Origin of the sequence: Burkholderia stagnalis, assembly GCF_039848545.1 — a bacterium.
Taxonomy (GTDB): domain Bacteria; phylum Pseudomonadota; class Gammaproteobacteria; order Burkholderiales; family Burkholderiaceae; genus Burkholderia; species Burkholderia stagnalis.
On record NZ_CP156686.1, the window covers coordinates 2,892,411 to 2,918,881 of the forward strand.

20 protein-coding genes are annotated in these 26,471 nt (G+C 67.2%); 11 read left to right on the top strand and 9 right to left on the bottom strand.

From position 1 onward, the window contains the following. Positions 1-44: 44 nt before the first annotated feature. Positions 45-1,037 (bottom strand): DedA family protein/thiosulfate sulfurtransferase GlpE, encoded by a 993-nt coding sequence (locus ABFO07_RS29670; protein WP_059565101.1) that lies wholly within the window; start codon positions 1,035-1,037, stop codon positions 45-47. A gap of 132 nt (positions 1,038-1,169) precedes the next feature. Next, positions 1,170-1,439 (bottom strand): hypothetical protein, encoded by a 270-nt coding sequence (locus tag ABFO07_RS29675; RefSeq protein ID WP_059565102.1) that lies wholly within the window; start codon positions 1,437-1,439, stop codon positions 1,170-1,172. 331 nt (positions 1,440-1,770) lie between these two features. Here ABFO07_RS29675 and ABFO07_RS29680 point away from each other — a divergent pair, with 331 nt between their 5' ends. The 3 genes from ABFO07_RS29680 to ABFO07_RS29690 all read left to right on the top strand — a co-directional run bounded on the left by ABFO07_RS29680 (position 1,771) and on the right by ABFO07_RS29690 (position 9,566). Beyond that, a complete protein-coding gene (locus ABFO07_RS29680) occupies positions 1,771-2,304 on the top strand; it encodes a GNAT family N-acetyltransferase (protein ID WP_124491689.1) in 534 nt (177 codons plus the stop codon). A gap of 1,018 nt (positions 2,305-3,322) precedes the next feature. Next, positions 3,323-8,266, top strand: coding sequence for a YadA-like family protein (locus ABFO07_RS29685; RefSeq protein ID WP_347469212.1), 4,944 nt, complete (start codon positions 3,323-3,325; stop codon positions 8,264-8,266). Between the two features lie 259 nt (positions 8,267-8,525). Next, positions 8,526-9,566 carry a helix-turn-helix domain-containing protein gene (locus tag ABFO07_RS29690; RefSeq protein WP_347469214.1) on the top strand — a complete coding sequence of 347 codons (1,041 nt, stop codon included), beginning with the start codon at positions 8,526-8,528 and terminating at the stop codon, positions 9,564-9,566. A gap of 279 nt (positions 9,567-9,845) precedes the next feature. On the opposite strand, the gene ABFO07_RS29695 is transcribed toward ABFO07_RS29690, so the two are convergent. Then, positions 9,846-10,889 (bottom strand): helix-turn-helix domain-containing protein, encoded by a 1,044-nt coding sequence (locus tag ABFO07_RS29695; protein WP_060017806.1) that lies wholly within the window; start codon positions 10,887-10,889, stop codon positions 9,846-9,848. Positions 10,890-11,006: 117 nt separating this feature from the next. After that, the gene (locus ABFO07_RS29700; protein WP_155634486.1) at positions 11,007-11,393 is read right to left on the bottom strand and encodes a hypothetical protein; all 387 of its coding nucleotides are present in this window, start codon (positions 11,391-11,393) and stop codon (positions 11,007-11,009) included. Positions 11,394-11,451: 58 nt separating this feature from the next. Between ABFO07_RS29700 and ABFO07_RS29705 the strand changes: the two genes are divergently transcribed. Both ABFO07_RS29705 and ABFO07_RS29710 read left to right on the top strand, forming a co-directional pair. Beyond that, positions 11,452-13,032: a thioredoxin family protein gene (locus tag ABFO07_RS29705; protein ID WP_059907742.1), complete on the top strand. Its 1,581-nt coding sequence runs from the start codon at positions 11,452-11,454 to the stop codon at positions 13,030-13,032. A gap of 8 nt (positions 13,033-13,040) precedes the next feature. Next, positions 13,041-13,520 carry a 5-carboxymethyl-2-hydroxymuconate Delta-isomerase gene (locus ABFO07_RS29710; protein WP_230951454.1) on the top strand — a complete coding sequence of 160 codons (480 nt, stop codon included), beginning with the start codon at positions 13,041-13,043 and terminating at the stop codon, positions 13,518-13,520. Positions 13,521-13,668: 148 nt separating this feature from the next. On the opposite strand, the gene ABFO07_RS29715 is transcribed toward ABFO07_RS29710, so the two are convergent. Further along, entirely contained in the window at positions 13,669-15,072 is a 1,404-nt protein-coding gene (locus ABFO07_RS29715) for a GntP family permease (protein WP_059565107.1), read from the bottom strand. A 325-nt stretch (positions 15,073-15,397) separates the two neighbouring features. Here ABFO07_RS29715 and ABFO07_RS29720 point away from each other — a divergent pair, with 325 nt between their 5' ends. The 4 genes from ABFO07_RS29720 to ABFO07_RS29735 all read left to right on the top strand — a co-directional run bounded on the left by ABFO07_RS29720 (position 15,398) and on the right by ABFO07_RS29735 (position 18,196). Next, complete coding sequence (locus tag ABFO07_RS29720; protein WP_059565108.1) at positions 15,398-16,870, top strand: sigma-54 interaction domain-containing protein; 1,473 nt, start codon at positions 15,398-15,400, stop codon at positions 16,868-16,870. Between the two features lie 39 nt (positions 16,871-16,909). After that, positions 16,910-17,452 carry a BON domain-containing protein gene (locus ABFO07_RS29725; protein WP_059565109.1) on the top strand — a complete coding sequence of 181 codons (543 nt, stop codon included), beginning with the start codon at positions 16,910-16,912 and terminating at the stop codon, positions 17,450-17,452. Positions 17,453-17,513: 61 nt separating this feature from the next. Further along, positions 17,514-17,801, top strand: coding sequence for a hypothetical protein (locus ABFO07_RS29730; protein WP_230942023.1), 288 nt, complete (start codon positions 17,514-17,516; stop codon positions 17,799-17,801). A 104-nt stretch (positions 17,802-17,905) separates the two neighbouring features. Beyond that, entirely contained in the window at positions 17,906-18,196 is a 291-nt protein-coding gene (locus ABFO07_RS29735; protein ID WP_017331042.1) for an H-NS family nucleoid-associated regulatory protein, read from the top strand. Positions 18,197-18,209: 13 nt separating this feature from the next. Here ABFO07_RS29735 and ABFO07_RS29740 read toward each other — a convergent pair whose 3' ends face one another. Beyond that, positions 18,210-18,629: a hypothetical protein gene (locus ABFO07_RS29740; RefSeq protein ID WP_150999072.1), complete on the bottom strand. Its 420-nt coding sequence runs from the start codon at positions 18,627-18,629 to the stop codon at positions 18,210-18,212. Between the two features lie 103 nt (positions 18,630-18,732). Between ABFO07_RS29740 and ABFO07_RS29745 the strand changes: the two genes are divergently transcribed. Continuing rightward, complete coding sequence (locus ABFO07_RS29745) at positions 18,733-21,096, top strand: GNAT family N-acetyltransferase (RefSeq protein ID WP_059920307.1); 2,364 nt, start codon at positions 18,733-18,735, stop codon at positions 21,094-21,096. Between the two features lie 510 nt (positions 21,097-21,606). Here ABFO07_RS29745 and ABFO07_RS29750 read toward each other — a convergent pair. Continuing rightward, on the bottom strand, positions 21,607-22,158 hold the full coding sequence (locus ABFO07_RS29750; RefSeq protein WP_059801245.1) for a hypothetical protein: 552 nt from the start codon (positions 22,156-22,158) through the stop codon (positions 21,607-21,609). Positions 22,159-22,303: 145 nt separating this feature from the next. Next, positions 22,304-23,125 carry an IclR family transcriptional regulator gene (locus ABFO07_RS29755; protein WP_059879349.1) on the bottom strand — a complete coding sequence of 274 codons (822 nt, stop codon included), beginning with the start codon at positions 23,123-23,125 and terminating at the stop codon, positions 22,304-22,306. A 448-nt stretch (positions 23,126-23,573) separates the two neighbouring features. Here ABFO07_RS29755 and ABFO07_RS29760 point away from each other — a divergent pair, with 448 nt between their 5' ends. Next, on the top strand, positions 23,574-24,422 hold the full coding sequence (locus ABFO07_RS29760) for an ureidoglycolate lyase (protein ID WP_059879352.1): 849 nt from the start codon (positions 23,574-23,576) through the stop codon (positions 24,420-24,422). Positions 24,423-24,449: 27 nt separating this feature from the next. Here the strand turns inward: ABFO07_RS29760 and prpR are convergent, their stop codons facing one another. Continuing rightward, complete coding sequence (gene prpR, locus ABFO07_RS29765) at positions 24,450-26,432, bottom strand: propionate catabolism operon regulatory protein PrpR (RefSeq protein ID WP_060017801.1); 1,983 nt, start codon at positions 26,430-26,432, stop codon at positions 24,450-24,452. Between the last annotated feature and the right edge of the window lie 39 nt (positions 26,433-26,471).

Below are 26,471 nucleotides of genomic sequence, written 5' to 3' on the forward strand. Positions count from 1 at the left end.
GAAGCGACGCGCGCCGGTTGCGGCGCGCAGCGCGAAGCCGGCGCTCAGGCCGGCTTGTGCAGCCCGCCGACCGGGTCGTTCGCGGCGGGCGTGTCGCCGGCGAGCGACGTCAGCTGGCGGCCCGTGTCGCGCCACGCGTCGAGGCCGCCGCGCAGCGCGAGCGCATGGGGGAAGCCCGCGTCGGTCAGGCGCTTCGCCATCAGCGCGGCCGACACCTCGTTCGGGCACGAGCAATACACGACGAACTTCTGCGTGAGCGGGTAGCGCGCAACGATGTCGCCGACGTGACGATCGTCGGCGAACTGCGCGCCGGGAATCGCGAACGGGTCGAGCTTGCGGTGTTCTTCGGAACGCACGTCGAGGATCACCGGCGCGATCGGGTCGCGCAGCAGCGCTTCGAGCTCGTCGACGCCGATCCGCGCATTCGCGAGCTGGCGGATCAGCGCGCGGCGGCGCATCCAGCGCACGGCCGCATACATGCCGAGCAGCACGGCGATCACGAACAGCACCGCATGGCCGAGCCGGCTCGCGCCGGCGAACAGCCAGTCGATCTGCCGGTAGAACACGAGCCCCACGAGCAGCCCGCAGATCGTCCACAGCGCGGCGCCGAGCGCATCGTAGCCGGCGAACGTGCGGTAGCGCGTGCCGAGCGCGCCCGCCATCGGCACCGACACGAGCGACAACCCCGGAATGAAGCGCGCGACGGCGAGCACGCGCACGCCGTAGCGGCCGAAGAACCGCTCGGTTTTCCGCACGCAACTGTCGCGCGATAGCGACAGTCGGCAGATCGTCTTAAGCGTCGTGCCGCCGTAGCGGCGCCCGGCGACGTACCAGACCGTATCGCCGATCAGCGCGCCGAGCACCGACAGCGCGAGCACCGTGACGAGCTGCGAGCCGATCATCTCCGGATGCAGCATCGCCATCGCGCCGAACAGCACGAGCGTCGGCATCGCCGGCACGGGCAACCCGACCGCGGCGGCCAGCACGTTGGCGAAGACGAGAAGCGGCCCGTACTGGGCGACGAGGTCACGGAGCATGACGGCTGTCCGAAAAGGGGAACGCGCGGAAAGCGCTGGATGGGCCGATTATCGGCCATTTTCAAGACAGCGGCGGGACGTGGATGCGAGGGTGAGCCGGCGCGGCGTGCGCGGCTCACCGGTCGGACGGGATCAGGAGGAGCTGCGCGCGAGCGACGCCGCGCCGTGGTTCTCGCCGGGCAGTTCGGCGCCGTGCGAGCGGATTGCGGCGATCAGCTCGGCGGGCGTGATCTCGTAGCGGATCTCGCGATGAATGCCGGGCTTACGCTCGTCGATTTCGATCAGCAGCACGCTTTTGCCGTCGCCCGTCGCCTCGAGTCGCAACGAACGCAGTTCGCGGCCGTCGGCCGGGTCGTGTTCGGTGAGCAGGGTCATTGCCCCGGATGAGCCGGAAGTGCGCATCGAACCTATCCTCGTGTCGTATGTGCCATTAAGGCGAAGATGTCGTTTTAGCAAACAGCTTGACGGAGTTTAACGCGAACCGGCGACAAACACGGACATTTTCGTGCGCTGCGAAATGAGGGCGGTACCGGCGATCCGTCTGATGGTTGGGCGCCGGCCGGGCGGCCCGGACGGCCTGCCGAGGTGTTGCCGGCGGCCGATGACGCACTGCGTCAGAAATGGCCGCGCGCGACCCTGTCCGGATCGGCCAATTCGGATAATCTCGACGTTTTTCCCTCGCATGCCGGGCGACGCCCGACGCGGGCGCGTCCGCATGCCACTTCGCCACGATATGAATAACATCACGATCCGACACAGCGAGACGCACGACATCGACGCGATTCGGCAGATCGTCGCGCACCCCGACGTATACAGGAACACGCTGCAGGCGCCGTTTCCGTCGCTGGAGAAATGGCAGAAGCGCCTCGAGGCGGCTCGCGAGCGGGGCTTCAGCCTCGTCGCCGAACTCGACGGCGAAGTGGTCGGCCACCTCGGGCTTCATCCGGAACAGAATCCGCGCCGCAGCCACGTCGCGGGGTTCGGGATGATGGTCAAGGCATCGCATCACGGGCGTGGCATCGGCAGCCGGCTGCTTGCCGCCGCGATCGACCTGGCGGAAAACTGGCTGAACGTCACGCGGATCGAATTGACGGTGTTCGCCGACAACCAGCCTGCGATCGCACTGTACGAGAAGCACGGATTCCGGATCGAGGGAACCTCGCCGGACTTCGCGCTGCGCGACGGCGCGTACGTCAGTGCTTGCCACATGGCGCGGCTCAGGCGCACGACCCGGCCGTCTGACGGTACCCGATCGAACCGCCCCTGACCTGATCCCCCGCCTTTCTCCTTCCCCCGCCTCTTTCTGCTGCGCGGTGCCGGCTTCAATCGGAGCGGGTACTGCGTATCCACGCGCTCTCGAAAGCAGTTGTTTTCGATTGAATCGAATTTTCAAATCACATTTTTTGCTTAATACGCTAAATGAGACGTTTTGAAGCATCAAATGAGACAAATCGAATAACGAGATATTGCGTCATTTATCCCGTATTTGTCTAATGAAAGATTTTTCTGAAAATAGCCGAAATTAACGGCTAAATTGACGATGATTTACAATTTATCGGCACAAGTTGGCGGTTTCTGAAGGGTTTTTCTCGAAATTGATGGATATAATCCGCTCCAGATTTTTGACGGGGTAAGCGGATTTAATTCCGGCAAATCCACGAAGCGGGTGGGCTCCGGGAACGACCAAGCGTCATGAATCGCATGGAACGTTGGTGACGACGCCAGGCCGATCATCCGGCTGGTTCGATCCCTAAATAATTCGGAGCCGGTTCGCATCGAGCGGGCGATTGCAATCGCAATCGACCCCGTGGCCGTGCTCGCGAAAACAGAGCCAATTTGCTACGGGAAAGCATCAAAATGCCGCGGAATATCCTGTCCGTATCCGGCGCTCGACCGCAAGCCATCGGGGTGGCGCAGGTCGTCAACGCGGTTTCAGCCGCGCCGGAACCCGAATCCGTCGTTTGTGTGAACGACTTCACGTAACGCAGCGGTCCGGTGAAATAGCCGGTCGTGCCGCGACGTTGCCAGCAATTCGTCATCGCCTGGCGACTCCCTCGAATGTGAATCCGTAAGGCCGCGCAAGCGGCGCTGACAACACGGCAATCGGCCCGTGGGCCGGCGATCGTCTGCGCAGTCGCGCGGATGCGTCGTCGCGCCCGGACATTCCGGCGAATTTTCTCGCGCCAGGCGATCCGCGATCGCCGTCGTGCAGTTCAAGAGTTCAAGACGATTCGCAGTACTGATTTCTGTTCAATGCAACACAACTTGAAAAGAGGAAACGCAGAATGGAGAAGAAGCAAATTTCGATGCTTGTGACGGCGATGTTTGCGGGTATCGGCATCATGGGGGCGGGTGCCGCGCATGCGACTGGCTGCGGCGACGCGAATTTCGTGGATCGCGGCAATCCGGACAATTCCGGCACGTACAACAGCAGCCAGCCGGGATGGGCGCAAAACGGCGGCAGCGCAAACTGCACCGGCATCGCCCTCGGCGACGGCGCGAACGCGAACAGGAATGCGAGCGGAGACGGCACGGGCGGTTCGGTCGCGGTCGGCGTCAACGCGCGCGCGCTGAACAATTCGGCCATCGCGATCGCGCCGAGCGCGATGGCGGCGGGCAACAGCGCAGTCGCGATCGGCCGTCAATCGGCGGCGGTCGGCGATTACGCAACCGCACTCGGCAACGTTGCCGACGCGCACGGCGATCGTTCGATCGCGCTTGGCCACTCCGCCTATGCCGTCGATTCCCAAGCGGTGGCGATCGGCTCGGCAAAAGGCGGCGGGACCGACGGCGTATCGGGCGGCGCAACCTTCGACAGCAAGACGCAAACCCGCGCGGCCGGCAAGCGCGCGGTCGCGATCGGCGCGGGCGCGGTGACGAGCGGCGACGATCAGCTCGCGATCGGTTCGAACAGCATCGGCGCGAACAACGGCGGCACGCCGGTGTTCGGCGGCACGGCTGCGCCGGTGGGCGGTGCGGTGTCGTTCGGTTCGACCGGCAAGGAACGCCAGCTGAAGAACGTTGCAGCGGGCGCGGCCGACACCGACGCCGTCAACGTGCAGCAACTGAAAAACGTGAACAGCGGCCTGAGCACGTCGATCGGCAACGTCGACGCGCGCGTGACGAACGTCAACAATACGCTGAGCACGTCGATCACGAACGCGACGAACACGCTGAACCAGACGATCGACGCGAAGACGAAGAACGCCGTGAAGTTCACGGACGATTCGCACGCGGCGATCGCGCTCGACGGCAAGAACGGCACGACGATCAGCGGCGTCGCGGCAGGTGTGCAAAACACGGACGCGGCGAACGTCGGCCAGCTGAATACCGGCCTGTCGAACGTGACGAACACGGTCAACAACCAGATCAGCCAGCTGAGCACGTCGATCACGAACCAGGTCGGCCAGGCGACGAAGGACGCCGTGCAGTACGACAGCAGCGCACACGATCAAGTGACGTTCGGCGGCAAGGGCGCGAGCTCGGCGGTCGGCCTGCACAATGTCGCGGCCGGCACGGCCGACACGGACGCCGTGAACGTGAAGCAACTGAGCGGCGGCCTGTCGTCGGTCAGCACGAGCATCAGCAACAACGTCAGCACGCAGATCAGCACGCTCAGCACGTCGATCACGAACCAGATCGGCAGCGCAACGAAAAACGCGGTGCAATACGACGGCGATGCTCACACGCGCGTCACCCTCGGCGGTACGAATGCGAGCGCACCGGTTGCGCTGGCGAACGTCGCAGACGGCGTCGCGAAAAACGATGCCGTGAACGTCGGTCAACTGTCGAAAGCGACGGGCGGCCTGCAATCGCAGATCGACACGACGAACAACATCGTCACGACCCACACGCAGAACATCACGGCGCTGCAGCAGGCGGACACGCGCAACGTGAAGTACGACGGTGCGCAAGGCTTCGACTCGGTGACGCTGGCGGGCGCGAACGGCACGACGCTCACGAACGTCAAGGCCGGTGCGCTGGCGGCGGATTCGACCGACGCCGTCAATGGCTCGCAGCTGTATGCAACGAACCAGCAAGTCGGCACGAACGCGGCGGCCATCACGAACATCGATGGCCGGGTGACGAAGGTCGAGGGTGGCGTCGTGCAGAACACGACCGACATTTCGAACCTGCAGGCCTCCGATGCGCTGTCGGTGAAATACGATACGACGGCGAAAAACTCGGTGACGCTCGGCGGTGCGAACGCGGTCGCGCCGGTCACGTTGTCGAACGTCGCAGACGGCGTCGCGAAAAACGATGCCGTGAACGTCGGTCAACTGTCGAAAGCGACGGGCGGCCTGCAATCGCAGATCGACACGACGAACAACATCGTCACGACCCACACGCAGAACATCACGGCGCTGCAGCAGGCGGACACGCGCAACGTGAAGTACGACGGTGCGCAAGGCTTCGACTCGGTGACGCTGGCCGGCGCGAACGGCACGACGCTCACGAACGTCAAGGCCGGTGCGCTGGCGGCGGATTCGACCGATGCCGTCAACGGCTCGCAACTGTTCGCGACGAACCAGAACGTGAAGCAGCAAGGCGACGCGATCACGTCGATCGACGGCCGCGTCACGCAGAACGCGACCCACATCGGCGCGCTGCAGCAGGACGCGCTGCAATGGTCGAAGTTGGCCGGTGCGTACGACGCGTCGCACAACTCGGGCAGCGCGCAGAAGATCACGAACGTGGCGGCCGGCGACGTTTCCGCAACGAGCACGGACGCGATCAACGGCGCGCAGCTGAAGTCGGTGCAGGACCAGATCAACGGCAACATCGGCGGCGTGACGAAGAACGCGGTGCAGTACGACACGGATGCACAGGGCAATCGCACGAATTCCGTCTCGCTGGTCGGCGGCGCATCGGGCCCGGTGACGATCAACAACGTTGCGGCGGGCGACCTGTCGGCGAACAGCACGCAAGCAGTCAACGGCGCGCAGCTGTATGCGACCAACCGGAACGTCGCCACGCAAACGTCGCGCGTCGACAATCTGACGGCGAACGTGTCGTCGCTGACGAGCAATCTGTCGGTCACGAACGCGAACGTGTCGAACCTTCAGGCCGCGGACAAGCTGAACGTGAAGTACGACGCGGCGGGCAAGAATTCGGTGACGCTCGGCGGCGCGGGTCATGCGCCGGTTGCGCTGTCGAACGTCGCCGACGGCGTGAATGCGAACGATGCGGTGAACGTCGGCCAGCTGTCGAAGGCGACGGGCGGCCTGCAATCGCAAATCGACGTGCAGGGCGACAAGATCACCAACGTCGACCAGCGCGTGACGACGAACACGACGAACATCGGCCAGAACACGACCGACATCGCGGCGCTCAAGCAGGACGCGCTGCAATGGAACGCGGGCATCGGCGCGTACGACGCGAGCCACGGCACGGCCTCTCCGCAGACGATCGCCAACGTGAAGGCCGGCCAGGCCGACACCGACGCGGTGAACGTCAAGCAGCTGAAGGATTCGGTGTCGTCGGGCGTGAACAACGGCGCGACGAACGCGGTGCTGTACGACGACAGCAGCAAGCGCCAGGTGTCGCTCGGCGCCGGCAACGGCGGCGTGCCGGTGCGCGTGACGAACGTCGCGGAAGGCGGGGTCCAGGCCGGCAGCCTCGACGCGGTGAACGGCTCGCAACTGCGCTATGCGACCGACAGCACGGCGGCCGCGCTCGGCGGCGGCGCGTCCGCGAACACGAACGGTTCGATCAATGCGCCGAAGTACGACATCGGCGGCACGTCGTTCAACAACGTCGGTGATGCGCTCGGCAATCTCGACGGCCGCGTGTCGAGCAATGCGACGACGATCCAGAACCACGAAACGCGCCTCGGCAACGCGGAAACGAACATCGCCAACAACACGACGATCATCTCGGGCCTGCAGCGGGACGCGCTGCAATTCGATCCGGCCGCCGGTGCCTACAACGCGGCGCGCGACGGCGTGGCCACGAAGATCACCGGCGTCGCGGACGGCAACGTGGCCGCGGGCAGCAAGGACGCGGTGAACGGCGGCCAGCTGTTCGGCGTGAAGTCCGACCTCCAGCAGCAGATCACGAACGTGTCGAACCAGGCCGGTGAAGCCGTGAAGAACGTCGTGAAATACGACGTGGACGCGAACGGCAGCCGTCTGAATTCCGTGTCGCTCGTCGGCGGCGACGCGGCGTCGCCGGTCGTGCTGAAGAACCTGGCGGCCGGCGTGGACGATACCGACGCGGTGAACGTGAAGCAGCTGAAGGCGGTGCAGTCCGGCATCAACCAGCTCGGCGCGATGGCCGTGACCTACGACGACAGCTCGAAGAGCATCATCACGCTCGGCGGCGGCGCGGGCGGCACGAAGATCACCAACGTGCAGGCCGGCACGCTCAGCGCAGCCAGCACGGACGCCGTGAACGGCTCGCAGCTCTACGCGACGAACCAGCAGGTCGCGAAGAACACGACCGACATCACGAACCTGCAGGAGAACGTGACCAACGTGACCAACGGCAAGGCGGGCCTGGTGCAGCAGCAGGATCCGAACGGCCAGATCACGGTCGGCGCGGGGACGGGCGGCACGTCGGTGAACATCGCCAACAGCGCCGGCGGGAATCGCGTGCTGACCGGTGTCGGGGCGGGCGTCAACAGCAACGACGCGGTGAACGTCGGCCAGCTCAACAGCGCGCTGCGTGACGTGTCGGCCAATCAGGCGATTCGGGCGGCTGCCACCGATGCGAATACGACCTGGATCACGCGTGCGGAGGCGGGCTCGTTCGGGTCGACGGCAACCGCGACCGGCAAGAACGCCGTCGCGGTCGGCCAGGGCTCGGTGGCGGATCGCGACAACTCGTTCTCGGTCGGCGCGAAGGGCAGCGAGCGGCAGGTCACCAACGTCGCGGCCGGCACCGCGCCGACCGATGCGGTGAACGTGCAGCAGTTGAACGACAACGTCGCGGCAGCGCGCAGCTACACGGATCAACGCGTCGGCCAGGTTTACAACGACCTGAACACCGTCAAGAAGGACATGTTCGGCGGCGTGGCGTCGGCATTGGCGGTTGCCGGCCTTCCGCAGCCGACCGGGCCGGGGCGTTCGATGGTGTCGGCGGCAACGGCGAACTACCGCGGCCAGCAAGGTTTCGCGGCGGGTTACTCGTACGTGACGCAGAACGACAAGTGGGTCGTCAAGGCGTCCGTCACGGGCAACACCCGCTCGGACTTCGGCGCGGTCGTCGGCGCTGGCTACCAGTTCTGACGCAAGCCGTTTCGTGACGCCGCACTTGCGTTGAGTGCGCGGCTCGACGATACGACATGCCCACCCGGGCATGTCGTATCCAGACATGACTTTCGAGTGGGCATCGACACCGGTTTGCCTGCACAATCCCGCCGCGGATCGTCTCGCGGAGGGCAGCGGTAACCGGGCGCGACGCATGCAAGCTGGCCTGTCGACGACGGCGCGGCTCACGAATGATCAGAACAAGCATCGCAACAGCCATCAAGAATGCGAGGGGATCATGGCTTCCGGGGAAGTCTTCTTATCGACCGACAGTGTCGAGCCGGCGCTGCGCGACGAATACTGGCGCCAGGTCACGCGGCCCATCGTCGACACGGCGCCGATCGCCGGGCACGCGGACGCGCGGCTGGCCGGCACGCTGGCATCGCGGATGCTCGGCGAGCTGCTGATGTGGCGGACGTCGTTCAATGCGCAGCAATACCGGCGCGATCGCCGGACCATCCAGCAAAGCGGGTTCGACCAGTACCTCGTGCAACTGGTGCGCTCGGGCTCGTTCGCCGGCAACTTCAACGGCGTCGACGTGGACGCGGGGCCGGGCGACATCTACATCATCGATCTCGGCCAGCCGATGGTCGGCCGCGTGGATGCGGGCGAGGCCGTCGCCGTCTTCGTGCCGCGCGAAGGGCTCGAGAAGGCGTCGGGCGGGCGCGACCTGCACGGCGTCGTGCTGAGCGCGAAACGGGCGATCACGGGCTTGCTCGCCGATTACCTGGTGGGCATGTATGCGCTGAACGAGCAGGTGTCGCAGGCGCAGTCCGTCGCCGTGCAGGACGCGATGATGGCGTTGCTCGCGGCCGCGCTCTCCGGGGCGGAGTCGCCTGCCGGCAAGCGGCCCGGCGCGCATGGCGCCGCGCTGCGCACGCGGATCGTGCAGTACATCGCGCAGCATGTCACCGATCGCAACCTCGGCCCCGACGCGCTGATCGCGCATTTCCGCATTTCGCGCGCGCACCTGTACCGGGTGTTCGAGGCGGACGGCGGCGTCGCACGGTTCATTCGCGACCGGCGTCTCGATCTTGCGTATCGGGCGCTCGTCGATCCGCGCTCGACCGGGCAGACGATCAAGGAAGTCGCGTTCCGCTACGGCTTCTCGAGCAGCGACATGCTGGTGCGCGCGATGCGTCAGCGCTTCGGCGTCACGGCGCGCGAGATCCGCACCGAGCATCGGGCGCACTTCGCGGCCGGCCATGACCTGTCGAGCCTGCACATTCACTTCGCGCGCCATGCCGTGCCGGGCGGCCGGGATTGCAGGCGCGAGTGAGGCGAACGGCGCCGGGGCGTACGCGATTCGGGGAAACGCGGCTAATGGACACGGAAAAAAAGAAGCCACACGGAGGTGGCTCAAGAATGGCACAAATATTACCGAACACGGGGTGTATCCGGTGCGAAATTGTTGCATTCTTTCCGGTTCAATTGAATAACAGCAGGACTCTAATTGTCTCGTTTTTACCCGGGTGACGTCCCAAATCCGCACGGCAATCGTTTTACATGGGGCGTCACGCCGCCGGTTGCCGGCATGACGGCGCCGCGTCGGTGCGATTCAGGCCGATGCCCGCGAAGCGGCGTCCGGCGTCACGTGATAGTTCGCGAAATGATCGTGCAACGTGAGCATGCCGCTGCGCGCTGATACCGATTCCATGCGCGCCCGCTTCGCGTCGCTGGGCGTGACGCCGAAGTGCGCGCGGAATGCGCGCAGGAACTGCGCGTTGCTGGTGAATCCGCATTCGGCGGCGATTTCCGCAATCGACCGTTCGCGGCCGCGCGGATGCCGCAGCGCGACGTAAGCCGCGTCGAGGCGCTTGTTGCGAATGACGCGGCTCACGCCGCCGTCGTCGGCGAAGGTCCGGTACAGATGGGCGCGCGAGATCCGGAACCGGCGCATCAGCAGGTCGGGATTCAGTTCCGGCCGCGTCAGGTTCGCGTCGATGAATTCCATGATGCGCTCGCGCAGCACGTCCGCCAGCACCGATGCGGTTTCGCGCGCCGCGACGTCTTCTCCGGCGAGGCCCGCGGCCAGCAGCGCGGTCATCGCGTCCTGCGCGGCAAACGATTCGCGCGCCGACAGGCGTGCCGATGCCGCCATCAAGCCGTGCAGGAAATCGACGAGCAGCTGCGTCAGCGGCCGGCCGGCCTTCAGCACGACGCCGTGCAGGTCGTGCCGCCCCAGCGCACGCTCCAGCGCTTTGCGCGGCACGGCCGTCGTCAGCGTCGCGCCGGCCTCGACGCGGCTGTCGAAGGTCCGCGTGAGATCCATCACGCAGATGTCGCCGGGCTCGACCGCGACATTGCGCAGGCCGAACACGCCGCGCAGCGATCCGGCGGTGATGACCTGGATCACGTAGTCATCGAGTCCGCCCTGCGCAATCACGCGCCGGTCACGCCGGTATTGCTGCGCGTTGAAGGTCGTCTCGCCCATCAGCAGGCCGCCGACCGGCCGGCTCTGGATGGTGCCCGCCAGCGTGGCGTTCGCGCCGTCGCCGAGCGGTGTCGTTTCAAACACGGGCAGCGTGACCTCGCGCCAGAAATCATTGCGCAGCCCGGGTTCGACCGCGTCGGTGGAAATGATGATCTCTGGCTGCGTCATGACAGTCCTGGCCCTGGATTCGGTGATTTTTTAAAGCGCACGCGAATACGGCGAATGGACAGACATGGCCGGAACGATTCCGGCGGAAGAAGCGCGCGCGAATTTTCGACGGCGCAACTATACACGCTTCGGTGAATGCGAATATTGCAAATTTCCAATTCGTGCACAGGTCGGCGCGCAACGCGGAAATTCGGCCTGAATGGCAATAAAAAGCGGATGAAAGTCGGTAATTGTTCCAGATTCGATCGCGTTGTCGCGCAATGCGGGGCGGGGTGGAAATGCGTCAGGAAATTCCATTTCATATCTAATTGAAAATTGATTCGTTTTCATCTGGATGCACGATCCGTATCGTTCTACGATTGGCCGAATGCCGGCCGGAATACGCGCGCGTTCGCGAGTGCCGCGAACGGTGTCGAGCGAAAACGGCGCGTATTTCGCTGTCCGGACGCATTCGCAAATGTTTGCGGCGAGCCGTGCGCTGCGTGCGCGCGATTCGCGTTTCACGGCCGCGGCGCATGCAGCGTGCGTTGCGCGGCCTTAACGATCCATGGAGACCGCATCGATGCAAACCTCTATCCGGACCCTGACCGCCGCATGGCTGCTTGCGGCGGCAAGCGCGGCATTCGCGGCCGAGACGCCGCGCGAGCCCGTGCATGTGCCGCCCGGCATCGCCTGGCAGCAAGGCGACGTCGACGCCGCGTTCGCGCTGGCGAAACGGACCGGCAAACCGCTGCTGCTCTACTGGGGCGCGGTGTGGTGCCCGTCTTGCAACCAGGTGAAGTCGACGGTGTTCAGCCAGCAGGCATTCCGCTCGCGCTCGTCGTTCTTCGTGCCGGTGTATCTCGACGGTGACACCGAGAGCGCGCAGAAGCTCGGCGAGCGCTTCAAGGTGCGCGGCTATCCGACGATGATCCTGTTCCGCCCGGACGGCACCGAGGTCACGCGGCTGCCGGGCGAGGCCGATCTCGACCGCTACATGCGCGCGCTGTCGCTCGGCATGAACGCCGCGCATCCGGTGCGGCAGACGCTCGCGAACGCGCTGAAGGGCGATGCGTCCGGCGGCGCGACGGTGACGCGCGACGAGTGGCGCATGCTGGCTGACTATTCGTGGGATACCGACGGCGCGCTGCCGGTGCCCGGCGATCGCGTCGCCGAGACGCTGCAGACGCTCGCGCGACGCGCGCAGGCCGCCGGTGCGAAGGGCGATGCGCTGCGGCTCGAGCTGAAATCGGTGGTGGTCGCCGCGAACGGAGAGCCCGCGCAGGCCGGTGCGCTCGACAAGGCGGCCGGCGCCGATGCGTTGCGCACGGTGCTGCGCGATGCCGCGACCTCGCGTGCCGACGCCGACGTGCTGATCGCGGCGCCCGCGGGCGTCGTCGCGTATCTCGGCACGGATGCGGCCCGGCGCGTGCAGTTGCGCGATGCGTATGACGCGGCGCTCGCACGGCTGTCGGACGATCGCACGCTGTCGTCGATCGATCGCCTGATGGCGCTGCACGGCCGCGTGCTGCTTGCGCGCGGCGATGCCCGCAAGGGCACGCCGCTCGATGCGCCGGCGCTCGTCGGCGCGGTGCGCCAGCGCACGGCCGCGGCGATCCAGGGCGCGGCGAATGTGTACGAGCGCCAGGCGCTCGTCAGCGAGGCGGCCGATACGCTGACGGATGCCGGGCTGCTCGATGCGTCCGACACGTTGCTGAAGGCCGAACTGGGGCATTCGGCAACGCCGTATTACTTCATGTCCGGGCTCGCGGCGAATGCGAAGGCGCGCGGCGACAAGGCCGCGGCGCTCGACTGGTACCGCAAGGCGTACGAGAGCGCGACGGGCACCGCGACGCGGCTGCGCTGGGGCGCGACCTATTTCGCGAACGCGGTCGAGCTCGGGCCGGACGATGCGGCGCGGATCGAAGGGATCGCGGGCAGCGTGCTGGCGCAGGCCGGGCAGACCCGCGACGCGTTCTACGGTGCGAACCTGCGGGCGCTGACGAAGGTGGTCACGCAACTGACGCGCTGGCGTAACGGCGGCGCGCACGATGCGTCGGTCCGGACCGTCGTGAAGCAATTCGACGATGTGTGCGGGAAGCTGCCGGCCGGTGATCCGCAGGCGGCCGCGTGCGAGCGGCTGCTCCAGCCGGTGAAGACCTAGCGGAAAGGATGCGCCGCCGGCGCGCGGCGGCGGCGCATCAGCAGGTACTATGGGCGTCTTCCGCGCGCCGGCCCGGCATCGATGCTCCGGCGCGCGGCGACTTCACTCATCACTACGACGCCATGCCCCATCTGACGCTTGAATATTCCGGCAACCTCGACGGATTCGACGCCCGCGCGACGCTCGTCGCGCTCAACGAGGCGCTCGCCGCATCCGGCCATTTCGACGAACTCGACATCAAGAGCCGCGCATCGTGCTTCGACACGTTCGCCGTCGGCACCGCGCACGCGCCGCGCGCGTTCGCCCACGCGAAGCTCGCGATTCTCGGCGGACGGTCCGCCGACGTGAAGCGTGCGTTGTCGGAACAGGTGCTGTCGGTATTGGCGCAATGCTGCCGCGCGCCGTCCGGAACCCATTTGCAGCTGTGTGCGGAAATACTGGAGATCGAGCGCGAGTCGTACGCGAAGGCGGCGGTCGAGCCGCGTTGAGCAGGTAGCCCGGTTTCCGGGATCGACGGCGCACGCACCGGCAGTCTCCGCGCCGAATGAAGAACGGGGCAGGCCAAACGCATCGGTTTGCCTGCCCCCGGGGAAGCGGCCCTCGCGCGATGGAGGGCTGCGCGTTGCGGTGTCGCGCTTACACGAGCCCCGTCGCGTAATACACCGCGATCACGAAGAACACCGCCAGCGTCTTGATGAGCGTCACCGCGAAGATGTCGCGGTACGACTCGCGGTGCGTGAGGCCCGTGACCGCGAGCAGCGTGATCACCGCGCCGTTGTGCGGCAGCGTGTCCATGCCGCCGCTCGCCATCGCGACGACCCGGTGCAGCACGTCCAGCGGGATGTTCGCCGCCTGCGCGCCCTTGACGAACAGGTCCGACATCGCGGCGAGCGCAATGCTCATGCCGCCGGACGCCGAGCCGGTGATGCCGGCGAGCGAGCTGACCGACACGGCCGCGTTGACGAGCGGGTTCGGAATGCTCTTCAGCGCATCGCCGACGACGAGGAAGCCCGGCAGCGCGGCGATCACGCCGCCGAAGCCATACTCCGACGCGGTGTTCATCGCGGCGAGCAGCGCACCGCCGACCGCCGCTTTCGAGCCGGCCGCGAAGCGCTCGCTGACGCGCCGGAACGACGTGGCGATCACGAGCAGGATGCCGAGCAGCAGCGCGGCCTCGACCGACCAGATCGCGACGACGGTCTTGATCGACGTCGTGACCGGCGTATGCACGCCGGGCAGCACGTCGGGCGTGACCGTGTACGACGTGCTGCCGTACCAGACGGGAATCAGCTTCGTGAGCGCGAAGTTCGACACGCCGACGAGGATCAGCGGCAGGATCGCGAGAACAGGGTTCGGCAGCGAATCGGTCACGACGCGCTCCGGCTCGTTGACGAGCGACGTGCCGTAGCCTTCGCCCTTCGCCATCGCGACGCGGCGGCGCCATTCGAGATACGACAGGCCGACGACGATGATGAACACCGAACCGATCGTGCCGAGTGCCGGGGCGGCCCAGGCGGTCGTCTTGAAGAACGTGGTCGGGATGATGTTCTGGATCTGCGGCGTGCCGGGCAGCGAATCCATCGTGAACGAGAACGCGCCGAGCGCGATCGCGCCGGGCATCAGCCGCTTCGGAATGTTGCTCTGGCGGTAGAGTTCGGCCGCGAACGGATACACCGCGAACACGACGACGAACAGCGACACGCCGCCATAGGTGAGCAGCGCGCACACCGCGACGATCACCGCATTCGCGCGCGAGCGGCCGATGTAGCGGATCGCCGCGTGGACGATCGACTCGGAGAAGCCGGACAGTTCGATCACCTTGCCGAACACCGCACCGAGCATGAACACCGGGAAATACAGTTTGACGAAGCCGACCATCTTCTCCATGAAGATGCCGGAGAACACCGGCGCGACGGCGGCCGGATCGGTCATGAGCACCGCGCCGAGCGCGGCGATCGGCGCGAACAGGATCACGCTGTAGCCGCGATACGCGGCGAACATCAGGAACGCCAACGCGGCGAGGACGATCACGAAAGACAAGAGAGTCTCCTAATGGCTTTGGTTGTTGTTCGGTCGTGCGGCGAGCCGCCGCGGTGGACCGGCTCAGGTTCGTGCAGGTTTCGTGCCACCGGCCGCCGTGCGCCGCCGGACGCGGATCCGGAGGTGGCCGGCGGGCCCGTGCCGGCCAATCTTCAGGCGATTCTACATAAATCGTCTTGATCTGGAGACAGGTTGGCCGCACGGACGACCCCGGAAACCGTACGGAATGCGATCCGGCAAGGCATTGCGGGATGTCTCCGGAATGAGATAATCCGTCTCGTTCCGGAGACATTCGACAACAAAAATACGTGGAGACGACGACACGATGATGAACGACTGGGCGCGCTTGCCCGTCGATTACGGCGACGTGCTGCGGCGCGCCGCCGAATCGCTGTTCAGGACGTTCGAGGATTCGAGCGCCGGCACGCTGATCGTCGATCACGACGCGCGCATCGTATGGATGAACGAGCGCTATGCGGCGCGTTTCGGTTTCGCCGATCCACAGCAGGCGGTCGGGCTCGACTGCGAGGCCGTGATTCCGCACAGCCTGATGCGCGAGGTCGTGTCGACCGGGCAGCCGATCCTGCTCGACATCATGGAGACGGGCCGCGAGCCGCTCGTCGTGACCCGCCTGCCGCTGAAGAACGAGGCGGGCGAGACGGTCGGCGCGATCGGCTTCGCGCTGTTCGACCAGCTGAAGACCCTGACGCCGATCTTTTCCCGCTACGTGCAGCTGCAGCAGCAGCTGATCGCGACGCAGCGCTCGCTCGCGCAGGCGCGCCGCGCGAAGTACACGTTCGCGAGCTTCGTCGGCACCAGCGCGGCGAGCCTCGAGACCAAGCGCCAGGCGCGCCGCGCCGCGCAGGTCGATTCGCCGGTGCTGCTGCTCGGCGAGACCGGCACCGGCAAGGAGCTGCTCGCGCATGCGATCCATGCGGCGTCCGCGCGCGCGCTCCAGCCGCTCGTGACCGTGAACGTCGCCGCGATTCCCGACACGCTGCTCGAAACCGAGTTCTTCGGTGCGGCGCCCGGCGCGTATACGGGCGCCGACCGCAAGGGGCGCGTCGGCAAGTTCGAGCTGGCCGATCGCGGCACGCTGTTTCTCGACGAGATCGGCGACATGCCGCTGCCGCTGCAGGGCAAGCTGCTGCGCGTGCTGCAGGACAAGGAATTCGAACCGGTCGGCTCGAACCGCATCGTGCGCGCCGACGTGCGGATCATCGCGGCGACCTCGGCCGACCTGCCGGCACTCGTCGCCGCCGGCCGCTTCCGCGCGGATCTCTATTACCGGCTCAATGTGCTGACGATTCATGCGCCGCCGCTGCGCGAGCGTGCGTCCGACATCGCGGCGCTCGTCTATGCGACGCTCGAGGAGCTTGCCGCGCAGCACGGGCGCGCTGCGCACTGCGAACTGACCGACGATGCGCTGCGGATGCTGTGCGCGTATCCGTGGCCGGGCAACGTGCGCGAGCTGCGCAATACGCTCGAGCGCGCGCTGATGCTGTCCGATCGTTCGGTGATCGATGCGCGCGCGCTTGCGCCGTTCCTCGGGCCCGCGCGTGCGCAGCCCGACGGCATGCCGCACGCGCCGGGCGCGGCCGCGTTGCCGCCGGCTGAGCCGGACGCGGGCGCGGCGCCGTCCGTCTCGTATGCCGACGCGCTGGCCGCTTGGGAGCGCCAGTTCCTGACCGATGCGCTCGCCGCCTGCAACGGCAGGGTGGTGGACGCGGCCGCGCGTGTCGGCATCGGGCGCGCGACGTTCTACAAGAAGCTGGCGGCGCTGGGCATCGACTGGTAGTGCCGCGCGTGCCGGCGCGGCCCGAACGAGGAGGCGGCAATGAAGCGAACCTGCATCGCGCGGTGGCTGGCCGTGACGCTGGCGGCGTCCGTGCTGGCGGCATCCGCGCGTGCGCAACAGGACGCGGCCGGCGAGCAGGCCGCGCGGCGCAACTGGTACAACGATCCGTTCGTCGCGCTGTCGCAGGACGTCGCCGGATGCCCGGTGCCGCTCGGGCCGTGGATGACCAAGGCGGAGATGGCGGACGACGCGCATTACCGCGCCGAGCGCGGCACGACCTGCTGGCTCGCGCATCGCTGCACGAAGCCGAACTCGTATATGTACGACGCGCCGATCGCGGACGCGGCGAAGGCGCACTTCGCCGGCTCGGCAAGCCTGGGCGGCACGAGTCTGTGGATCACCGTGCAGCGGCGGTTCATCTACGTGGAAGGATGCGCGAGCGCGTCGTTCGATCGTGCGGCGCTGCAGCGGGAGCTGGAGGCGCTGCCCGACGTCGAGCAGGTTTTCGTTCGCATCACCGACGATCCGCACCGGTCGGTGCCGTACAAGACGCGCGCGCGGCCCGACCGGGTGCCGAATTGACGCGTGTGCGGAATGACATGGCATACTCGCGACATTTAAAAAAAGGTTGACGGAAAGAACAATGAAACACATGCTTGCGTCGGTCTGTCGACGGCCTGGAGCGCTGATGCGACAGGCCGGGGCGATGGCTCTCATGGCGGCGCTCGGGGGATGCGGCGGAAGTGCCCCGCTGTTTACTTCGGATGGGCGTCCGACCACGCTGGTGCAATGCACGAGCGGCGATTCGTGGAGCAATTGCACGGACAACGCACGCGCCACCTGCAATGGCGAATTCGACGTGCTGCAGCAGTCGGTCGACGGCGGCGTAAGGAGCCTTCTCTTCGCATGCAAGAAGAAAAGCGGTTATTGATCCCGTTTTCTCAGGCCGAGGAGTTTCCCGATCGCGCCGGGGCCTTTTCTATTTGCTTCGAGTCACCTATTTTTCATAAATAACACTCAGGGAACTCCATCCATATGGCGACCTACAGGCAACTGACAGCGCAACTCGAAAAGCTTCAGCAGAAGATCGATAAGGAACGCGAAAAGGCGATTACCGACGCCATCGCGTCGATCCGCGCGAAGATCGAGGAATTCGACATTACGCCGGAGGAACTCGGCTTCCGTTCCACGGCCGCGCCTGTCAAGGCCAAGCGTCCGCTGCCGCCGAAGTATCTCAATCCGAAGACCGGCGAAACCTGGAGTGGCCGCGGCCGTGCGCCGGCCTGGCTCGGCAAGAACCGGGCGCGTTTCCTGATCAAGGACTGACTCCCGAAAAGCCTCACCTTTCCCGCGCTGACTGACGGTGCGCATGGCCGAATGGCCATCGCACCGTTTTGTTTTTGGGGCGGCGCGAAGCAGGGCGATTCGCCGAATCGCGACGGCGCGCGGTGCGATTGCCGTACGCCAATCCGTTAAAGCGCCGCGATTTATCCGCATGTCGCGCCGATTTCCGGTAAACAGCGCGGTAATCGCATGTCGCCCATGTGCTCCCGCGCGCGATGCGCGTGGTGCATGTGCCGCGCATGTTTTCATCACCTTTGGCGTTTTCGCGCATTCCGGCGCGCAATTCCCGAACATTCTCACCTTCGCTCCTGTAAATCCTCACCTTTGCCAGGTCGGCCGCGTTGCCGTTGCCGAGGTGCTGCATGAATGCATGATGCGCGGCTTGATCGCGGGCAGGTAGCTGGCCGTTCGGCATATAGGCAGCCGCGGGCGGTTCGCCTATGCTTGAACTCGCGTCGACCGGGCGCGCGGCTCGCCGAGCCGGGGCCGGCCGTCTTTCCTTACCGTATGGAGCCGATGTGACTGTTCGCCATCTCGATGCGCTGTTCCAGCCCAGGTCCGTTGCGGTCATCGGTGCGTCGCCGCGCGCGGGCAGTATCGGCGCGATGGTGTGGGCGCGCGTGCTCGACGGCGCGTTCCAGGGGGCCGTGTGGCCGGTCAACCCGAAGCACCGCGAGTTGAACGGCTACCCCGTCGTCGCGGACGTCGGCCGGCTGCCGGCGCCGCCGTCGGTCGCCGTGATCTGCACGCCGCCCGCGACCTGGCCCGGCATCGTGCAGAAGCTTGGTGCCCTCGGCACACGGGTCGCGGTGATCGTCGGCGAGGTGCGCACTGCCGCGGATCGCGCGGCGCTCGAGCGCACGCTCAAGGCGGCGCGGCCGTTCGTCCTCCGTATCGTCGGGCCGGGCAGCCTCGGCGTGCTGTCGCCGGCGCGGCATGCGCATTTCGGCGCGCCGGCCTATACGGTGCGCCCCGGCGGCGTCGCCTGGGTGTCGCAGTCGAACGCGCTGACGAACGCCGTGCTCGGCTGGGCGCAGGCGCGCGGCCTCGGCTTTTCGCACGTCGTCGCGCTGGGCGGCGAGGCCGATGTCGACGCGGGCGACGTGCTCGACTACCTGGCGAGCGATCCCGGCACGCGGGCGATCCTGCTCGAGCTCGACACCGTGCAGGCGGCGCGCAAGTTCATGTCGGCCGCGCGTGCGGCCGCGCGCAACAAGCCCGTGCTCGCGTTGCGCACCGGCCGGGCGGATCCGGGCGATGCGCTGTATACGGCGGCGTTTCAGCGCGCGGGGATGGTGCGGGTCGACGCGCTCGACGATCTGCTCGACGAGATCGAGACGCTCGGCGTCGGCCGTGTCACGGCGCGTGGTGCGGCGACCCTCGTGACGAGCGACGCGGGCGTCGCGAAGCTCGCGGTCGATGCCGTCGCGGAGGTGCGCGACGTGCTGGCCGAATGGCCTGAGGCGGCCACGGCGGCCGTCTCCGCCGCGCTGCCGCACCTCGACGCGCCCGCCAATCCACTGACGCTCGGCGACGACGCACGCCCCGAGCATTTCGGCGCGGTGGTGCGCGCGCTTGCGCCGTTTCCGCAAACCGGCACGCTGTTCGTCGTGCATTCGACGTCGCACAGCGCGCCGGCCGACGCCGTCGCGCGCATGCTGATCGACACGCGCCAGCATGCGCATCGCGGCATCCTCGCGTGTTTCTTCGGCGCGGTCGACGCGGCGACGCGCGACGCGCTGCATGCGAACGGCATTCCCGTGCATACGACGCCGCAGCGGCTCGCGCGTGCGTACGCGCGTCTCGTCGACTACAACCTCGGCCGCGAGCTGTTGATGCAGACGCCGGAGGCCACGCCGCCGCAGCCGGCGGCGTGCGTCGCGTCCGCGCAGGATGCGGCGCGCCGGATGGTGGAAGCGGGGCAGCACGAACTCGCGGGCGAGGCCGCGGCGCAGTGGTTGTCCCATTTCGGCCTGCAAGGTGCGGCGCCGGGCGACGCGCCGGATGCGGCGATCGTCGACGTGACGGTCGACATGCACGACGACCCGAACTTCGGCCCGGTCTTCCGCTATGCGGTGCCGCCGCCGGACGGCGCGTCGGCGCCGTTCGTCGTCTACGGGCTGCCGCCGCTAAACACCGTGCTCGCACGCGCGGTGATGGAGCGCTCGCCGTACGCGCGCCGCACGCCGGTCGAACCCGCGCTCGGCGCGTTCACCGCGCTGTCGCAGGTGGTGTGCGACGTGCGCGAAGTGGTCGCGATGACGGTCACGCTGCGCGTATTGCCCGATCGCGTGCGGGTGGTGGCGCCGCGCATCACGCTGGCGACGGGCCGCAGCCGGCTCGCGATCATGCCGTATCCGCGCCATCTCGAGCGAACGCTCGCGTGGGAGGGCGGGACGATGACGATCCGGCCGATCCGCCCGGAGGACGAGGCCGCGCACAACGAACTGCTCGGCGCGATGACGCCGGAAGATCTGCGGATGCGCTTCTTCGGCGCGGTGCGCAGCTTCGATCACTCGCAGCTCGCGCGCATGACGCAGATCGACTACGACCGCGAGATGGCATTCATCGCGTCGGTCGACGACGGCGCCGGCCAGTCGCACACGCTGGGCGCCGTGCGCGCGGTGACCGATCCGGACAACGAGACGACCGAGTTCGCGATCGCGATCCGGCCCGATCAGAAGGGCAAGGGGCTTGGGCGTCTGCTGATGGCGCGCATCATCGAATATGCGCGGTCGCGCGGCACCCCGTGGATGGTCGGCGAGGCGCTGCGCGAGAACACGCCGATGATCTCGCTGGCGCGAGCATGCGGGTTCGCGGTCACGTCGACGGAGGAACCCGGCGTCGTGGGCTTCAGGATGAAGCTGCAGGCCGACGCGTGACGTCTGCGGTGTCGCCCCGCCATCGGCCGCACGCTGAATCGATGCGCTGGCAACGATCCGGCCGCGACATTGAAGCGTGGCGAAGCGGCAGCAACGCAAGCTTCGCGATGCCTTTGCGTCGCCGGAATATCAAAGGTGAGCTTTTTCGGGAAGCCGTAGTGAGCCTTTCCGGGAACGCCTGGTGAGCGCTTTCGGGAGACATCGGTGAGCCCTTTCGGGATAGGCCGGTGAGCCTCTCCGGGAGCCCTGGGTGAGCCGTTCCGGGAGGCCAAGGTGAGTCTTTTCGGGAGACCTCGGTGAGCCTTTTCAGGAGACGACAGTGAGCCTTTTCGGGAAGCTGAGGTGAGCGTCTGCGGGAAGCTGAGGTGAGCCCTTTCGGGATGCGCAGGTGAGCGCTTGCGGGAGCATGAAGTGAGGCTTTTCGGGAGCCGGCGCACGCCGGGCTCCCATGGGTGCGGCGCCGGCCATTGCAGCACGGCGCGCCGGTGTCGGCCATGTGCGGCCGCGGGGTCAGGCGGCCAGTTTCGTCGCCGCGTCGTTCACCTGCTCGCGCGAAATCGCGAGTTCTTCAAGGTGCAGGTCGGCGTAGACAGCGCCCGTTTCGCGCTCGAGACGCGCGATCGTCAGCGCACAGCGCGCGCCGTCCTTCGGCATCGCGATGAAGCGCTTGACGGATTCGCCGGCCGTGAACGCGTCGAACAGCGCGCCGCGCACGTCGTCCGGGAGCGTCTTGGTCCATTGATACGGCTTGCCGTTGAACGTGATCGACGGCGGCAGCGTGCGCTCTTTCTTGGCTGCGGTGATGAGCCCGTAGGTGCGGGCGGCGTCGCCGATCTGCTCGGGCGAGAAAAGCTCGTCCGGCGTGATGTCGAACTGCTCGATGTAGTTTTCGATCGCCTGCATCGCGGCAGCGCGGTCGTCGCGCTTCTTTTGCGCGCGCGCGACGATGTCGCGCAGTTCGTCCGCCTCTTCGGGCGTGATCGTGAAGCTTGCCTGCTTCTGCTGGAGTTCGGAGAAACGCTGGAATTCGAGATCGCTCAGAAGTTTGGCCATGACATTCATCAGACACGGCCGCCGGCATGGCCGGCCGCCGTAGTTTTGGAGAGGGCCGCTATTTTAGCGTAGCCGCCATGCCGGAAGCGGCGCGCGCGATGCCACCGCGGCGCCGGCATCGCACCGGCGTCGCAGTGGTACGCGCGGCCGCCCGTCAGTTCGCGCCGGCGCGGCCCATCGACAGTGTCGCGGCGGCGGCGCGCAGCCGCTCGAGCGCCTCGTCGATGGAGGGGGCCGTGCTCGTATCGATGCGGCGCATGTACGGGCAGGTCAGCGCGGCGATCGCGTGGCCGGACGGGCCGAGAATCGGCGCGCCGAGGTCCGTGATGCCGAACGCCTGTTGATTGTCCTGGCACACGAAGCCGTCCTGGCGGATCGTCTGGCATGCCTGCGCGAGTTCCTGCTCGTTCAGCGGCGCGTCGCCCCTGCCCTTGCGATGCTCGGTCAGCATAGTCGCGCGGTGCTCGGACGACTGGAACGCCAGCAGCACGCGGCCCGACGTGGAATCGGCCAGCCCGATGCGCGAGCCGAGCCGCACCGACACGCCCCACTGGCCGGGCGCGTCCACCTGCGCGATCACGAGCAGGTTGCCGCGATCGTAGACGGACAGGTGGCAGGATTGCTCGGCCAGATCGGCGAACCGCTGCATCGGCGGCAGCGCTTCGGCAATCAGGCGGTTCATCGGCGGATGGCGATGCGCGAGCGCGAACAGCTTGAGGCTGAGCGTGTAGCGGTCGCCGCCCGTGGAGCGCATCACGTAGCGGCGCGCGACCAGGCGTTCAAGCATCCGGTAGATCTCGCTCGCGTTGCGGCCGAGTTCCTTCGTGATTTCCGTGCGGGTGAGCCCTTCCTTCTGCTCGGACAGCAACTCGAGGATGTCGAGCCCCTTGTCGAGCGCGGGGGCGCGATAGCGTTCAAGTCCCCCGCCGTCTCCGTGGGCGTCGTCAACGGGGAGGCGGTCATTGATGATCTGCATTGCGTTGGTATCGTGGGTCGGTGAAATGCTCACGATCGGTTGACAGAACACGCATGACGGCTTTGCAACGCCCATATGCAAAGCTCGCGGCTGTCGGTGAGCGCACTTCGGTCGAGCATAACAACAAACAATTTGGAATTAATGCGGCGTCTTTTTACCGATCGTTACTAAACAGGAAAGGATGATAGGCCATCTCGATGACAAATATGGAAATAAAATGCACATTTGTTTCGTATGATGAATCAATGAGATGGGGCCGGAAGCGACGGCCGCGATGCTGCGTCGCAACGCCAGCGCGCGCTGCAATAGTCGGTATGCGTCGCGCGTCATTTCGCGGCCGGCCGCAGGTGGTACAAAGATCGGCGATCGACGCGTGACTCCGGCGCTTCGCGGCACGCTGCCGCGTGCGTCGGTATCCTGTCCCATCCGATAAGAGAGGTTGAGTTCGATGAAACTGCTTCGCTATGGCCCCCTCGGCCAGGAAAAACCCGGCATGCTCGACGCGGACGGCCGGATTCGCGATCTGTCGGCACACGTGGCGGATCTCGCCGGCGACGTGCTGTCCGATGCCGGCCTCGCGCGGCTGCGCGCCATCGATCCGGCGACGCTGCCGCTCGTATCCGGCGAGCCGCGCATCGGCCCGTGCGTCGGACGGATCGGCAAGTTCATCGGCATCGGCCTGAACTATGCCGATCACGCGGCCGAAGCAGGGATGCCCGTGCCGAAGGAGCCGGTCGTGTTCGGCAAGTGGACGAGCTCGGTGTGCGGCCCGAACGACGGCATCGACATTCCGAAAGGCTCGGTGAAGACCGATTGGGAAGTCGAGCTGGGTGTGGTGATCGGCACCGCGTGCAAGGACGTCGACGAGGCGCGCGCGCTCGACTGCGTCGCGGGCTATTGCGTCGTCAACGACGTGTCCGAACGCGAATGGCAGATCGAGCGCGGCGGCCAGTGGGACAAGGGCAAGGGCTTCGACACGTTCGGCCCGATCGGCCCGTGGCTCGTCACGCGCGACGACGTGCCCGATCCGCAGCAGCTCGACCTGTGGCTCGAGGTCGACGGCCATCGCTACCAGAAGGGCAACACGCGCACGATGGTGTTCACGGTCGCGCAGCTGATCGCGTACCTGTCGCGCTGCACGAGCCTGCAGCCGGGCGACGTGATCACGACCGGCACGCCGCCGGGCGTCGGGATGGGCATCAAGCCGGCGCCGGTGTACCTGAAGCCGGGGCAGACGGTGCGGCTCGGCGTCGAAGGGCTCGGCGAGCAGCTGCAGCGCACGCGCGCCGCGCAGTGACGCGGCGCATGCCGGGCAGTCCCGCGCCTACCTGCCCGACAATTTCCGCCACATCGTCGTCTTGCTGATGCCGAGCATCGCGCATGCGCGGTCGCGATCGCCGCCGCATGCGTCGAGCGCCGCGCGGATTTCGTCGGCTTCCGCGCGGCGGCGGCGCGCCTGCAGCGTCGGTGCGTCGTCCGCGGCGGCGTCGGCCGGCACCGCGAACAGTTCCGGCGCGATGACCCGCAGCGCGTCCGGCGCGAGCATGCCGGCCGCACCCGTCCGGCCGGCGTCGGCGTCCGCTTCCTCCGCCAGCTCCACCGCGATCCGCTCGATCACGTTCTGCAGTTCTCGCACGTTGCCGGGCCACCGGTAGCGCATCAGGATCGGCTGCGTCGCGTCGAGCACGCGCGCCGCGTCGCCGGCATCGCGCAGGCTGTCCGCGAGCCGCGCTTCGCGCCGCGCGGCCTGCACCAGCAGCGCGGCCGCGAGCGCGGGAATGTCGGCCGGGCGCTCGCGCAGCGGCGGCAGGCCGACGTTCAGGATGTTGAGCCGGTAATAGAGATCCGCGCGGAACGTGCCGTCCTCGACGGCCGCGAGCAGCGGGCGGTGCGTCGCGGCGATCACGCGCACGTCGATGCGGATCGGCTCGGTCGACCCGAGGCGGATCACCTCGCGCTCCTGCAGCACGCGCAGCAGCCGGCTCTGCAGCGACGGCGGCATCTCGCCGATCTCGTCGAGGAACAGCGTGCCGCGGTGCGCGGCCTCGAACAGGCCCGTCTTGCCGCCGCGCCGCGCGCCGGTGAACGCGCCTTCCTCGTAGCCGAACAGCTCGCTTTCGAGCAACGCCTCCGGAAACGCGCCGCAGTTGATCGCGACGAACGGGTAGCTGCGCCGCGCGGACAGCGCGTGCAGGCTCTGCGCGATCATCTCCTTGCCGGTGCCGCTTTCGCCGAGCACGAGCACGGTCGCATCGGATTTCGCGTAGCGGCGCACGAGGTCGCGCACGCGCGCCATCGGCGCGGACGCGCCGACCACGTCGTCGAGCGTGTAGCGCGCCGCGAACTGCTGCGTGTTCGGCTGCGAACGCAGCGCACGGTCGAGCCGTTCGACCGCGCGCGATTCCTGGAACGTCAGCACACTGCCCGACGTGACGCCGCGATCGACGAGCGGCCCGCGATGCACGACGTAGCGCACGCCGCGCACGGTCGCGAGCGCATCGCCGTCGTCGCCGCGCAGCGTGCGCAGCTCCGGCGTCAGGTCGATGAGCGCGCGGCCGACGGCCGCCGCGGGTTCGACCCCGAGCGCGAGCGCGAGCCGCTCGTTGATCGCCTCGACGCGGCCGCGCGCATCGAGCGCGACGACGCCGTCGCGCAGGTGCTGGAGCAGGTTGTCGAGGCGCTGGCGGCGCAGCGCCTCGGCATGCGTCGCGTACGCGACTTCGAGTGCGGTGTCGATCGCCTTGCGCACCGAGGCGTGCGAATACAGGAACACGGCGCCCATGCCGACGCTCGCCGCGAGATCGGTGACGAGCCCCGGGCCGACGATCGTCTCGATGCCGCGGTCGCGCAATTCGTGCACGCACGATTCCGCTTCCTGCGCGGACTGATATGACGCAAACTCCACGTCGAGGCCGTACGCGGCGACGAAGCGGCGCACTTCGGGCGGCGTCTCGCCTGCGCTGACGAGCGCGATCCGCGACGCGTCGCGCCGGGCGCGGGCGAGTGCCTGCATCACGTCGAAGCCGGTGGGCGTGACGACCACGACCGGCACCTGCGCGCGGGTCTTCAGGAAGCCGCCGTTCGAGCCGGCCGCGACGATCACGTCGGGCCGCGCGGCGCCGGCCTCGGCGATCGCGTTGAGCGCTTCCTCGTACGCGCGCGACACGATCCGCACGTCGGCGCGCTCGTCGAATTCGCCGGCGATCTCGCGAAAGAGATCCCGCAGGCGGCTGATGCCCATGGCCCACACGCGTGGCCGCACGGTGCGCTCGGCCGGGCCGCCGAGCTTGATCGCGGAGATGTCCATGACGGCCGATTATGCGCGTTGGATTTCAGTTTTGGAACC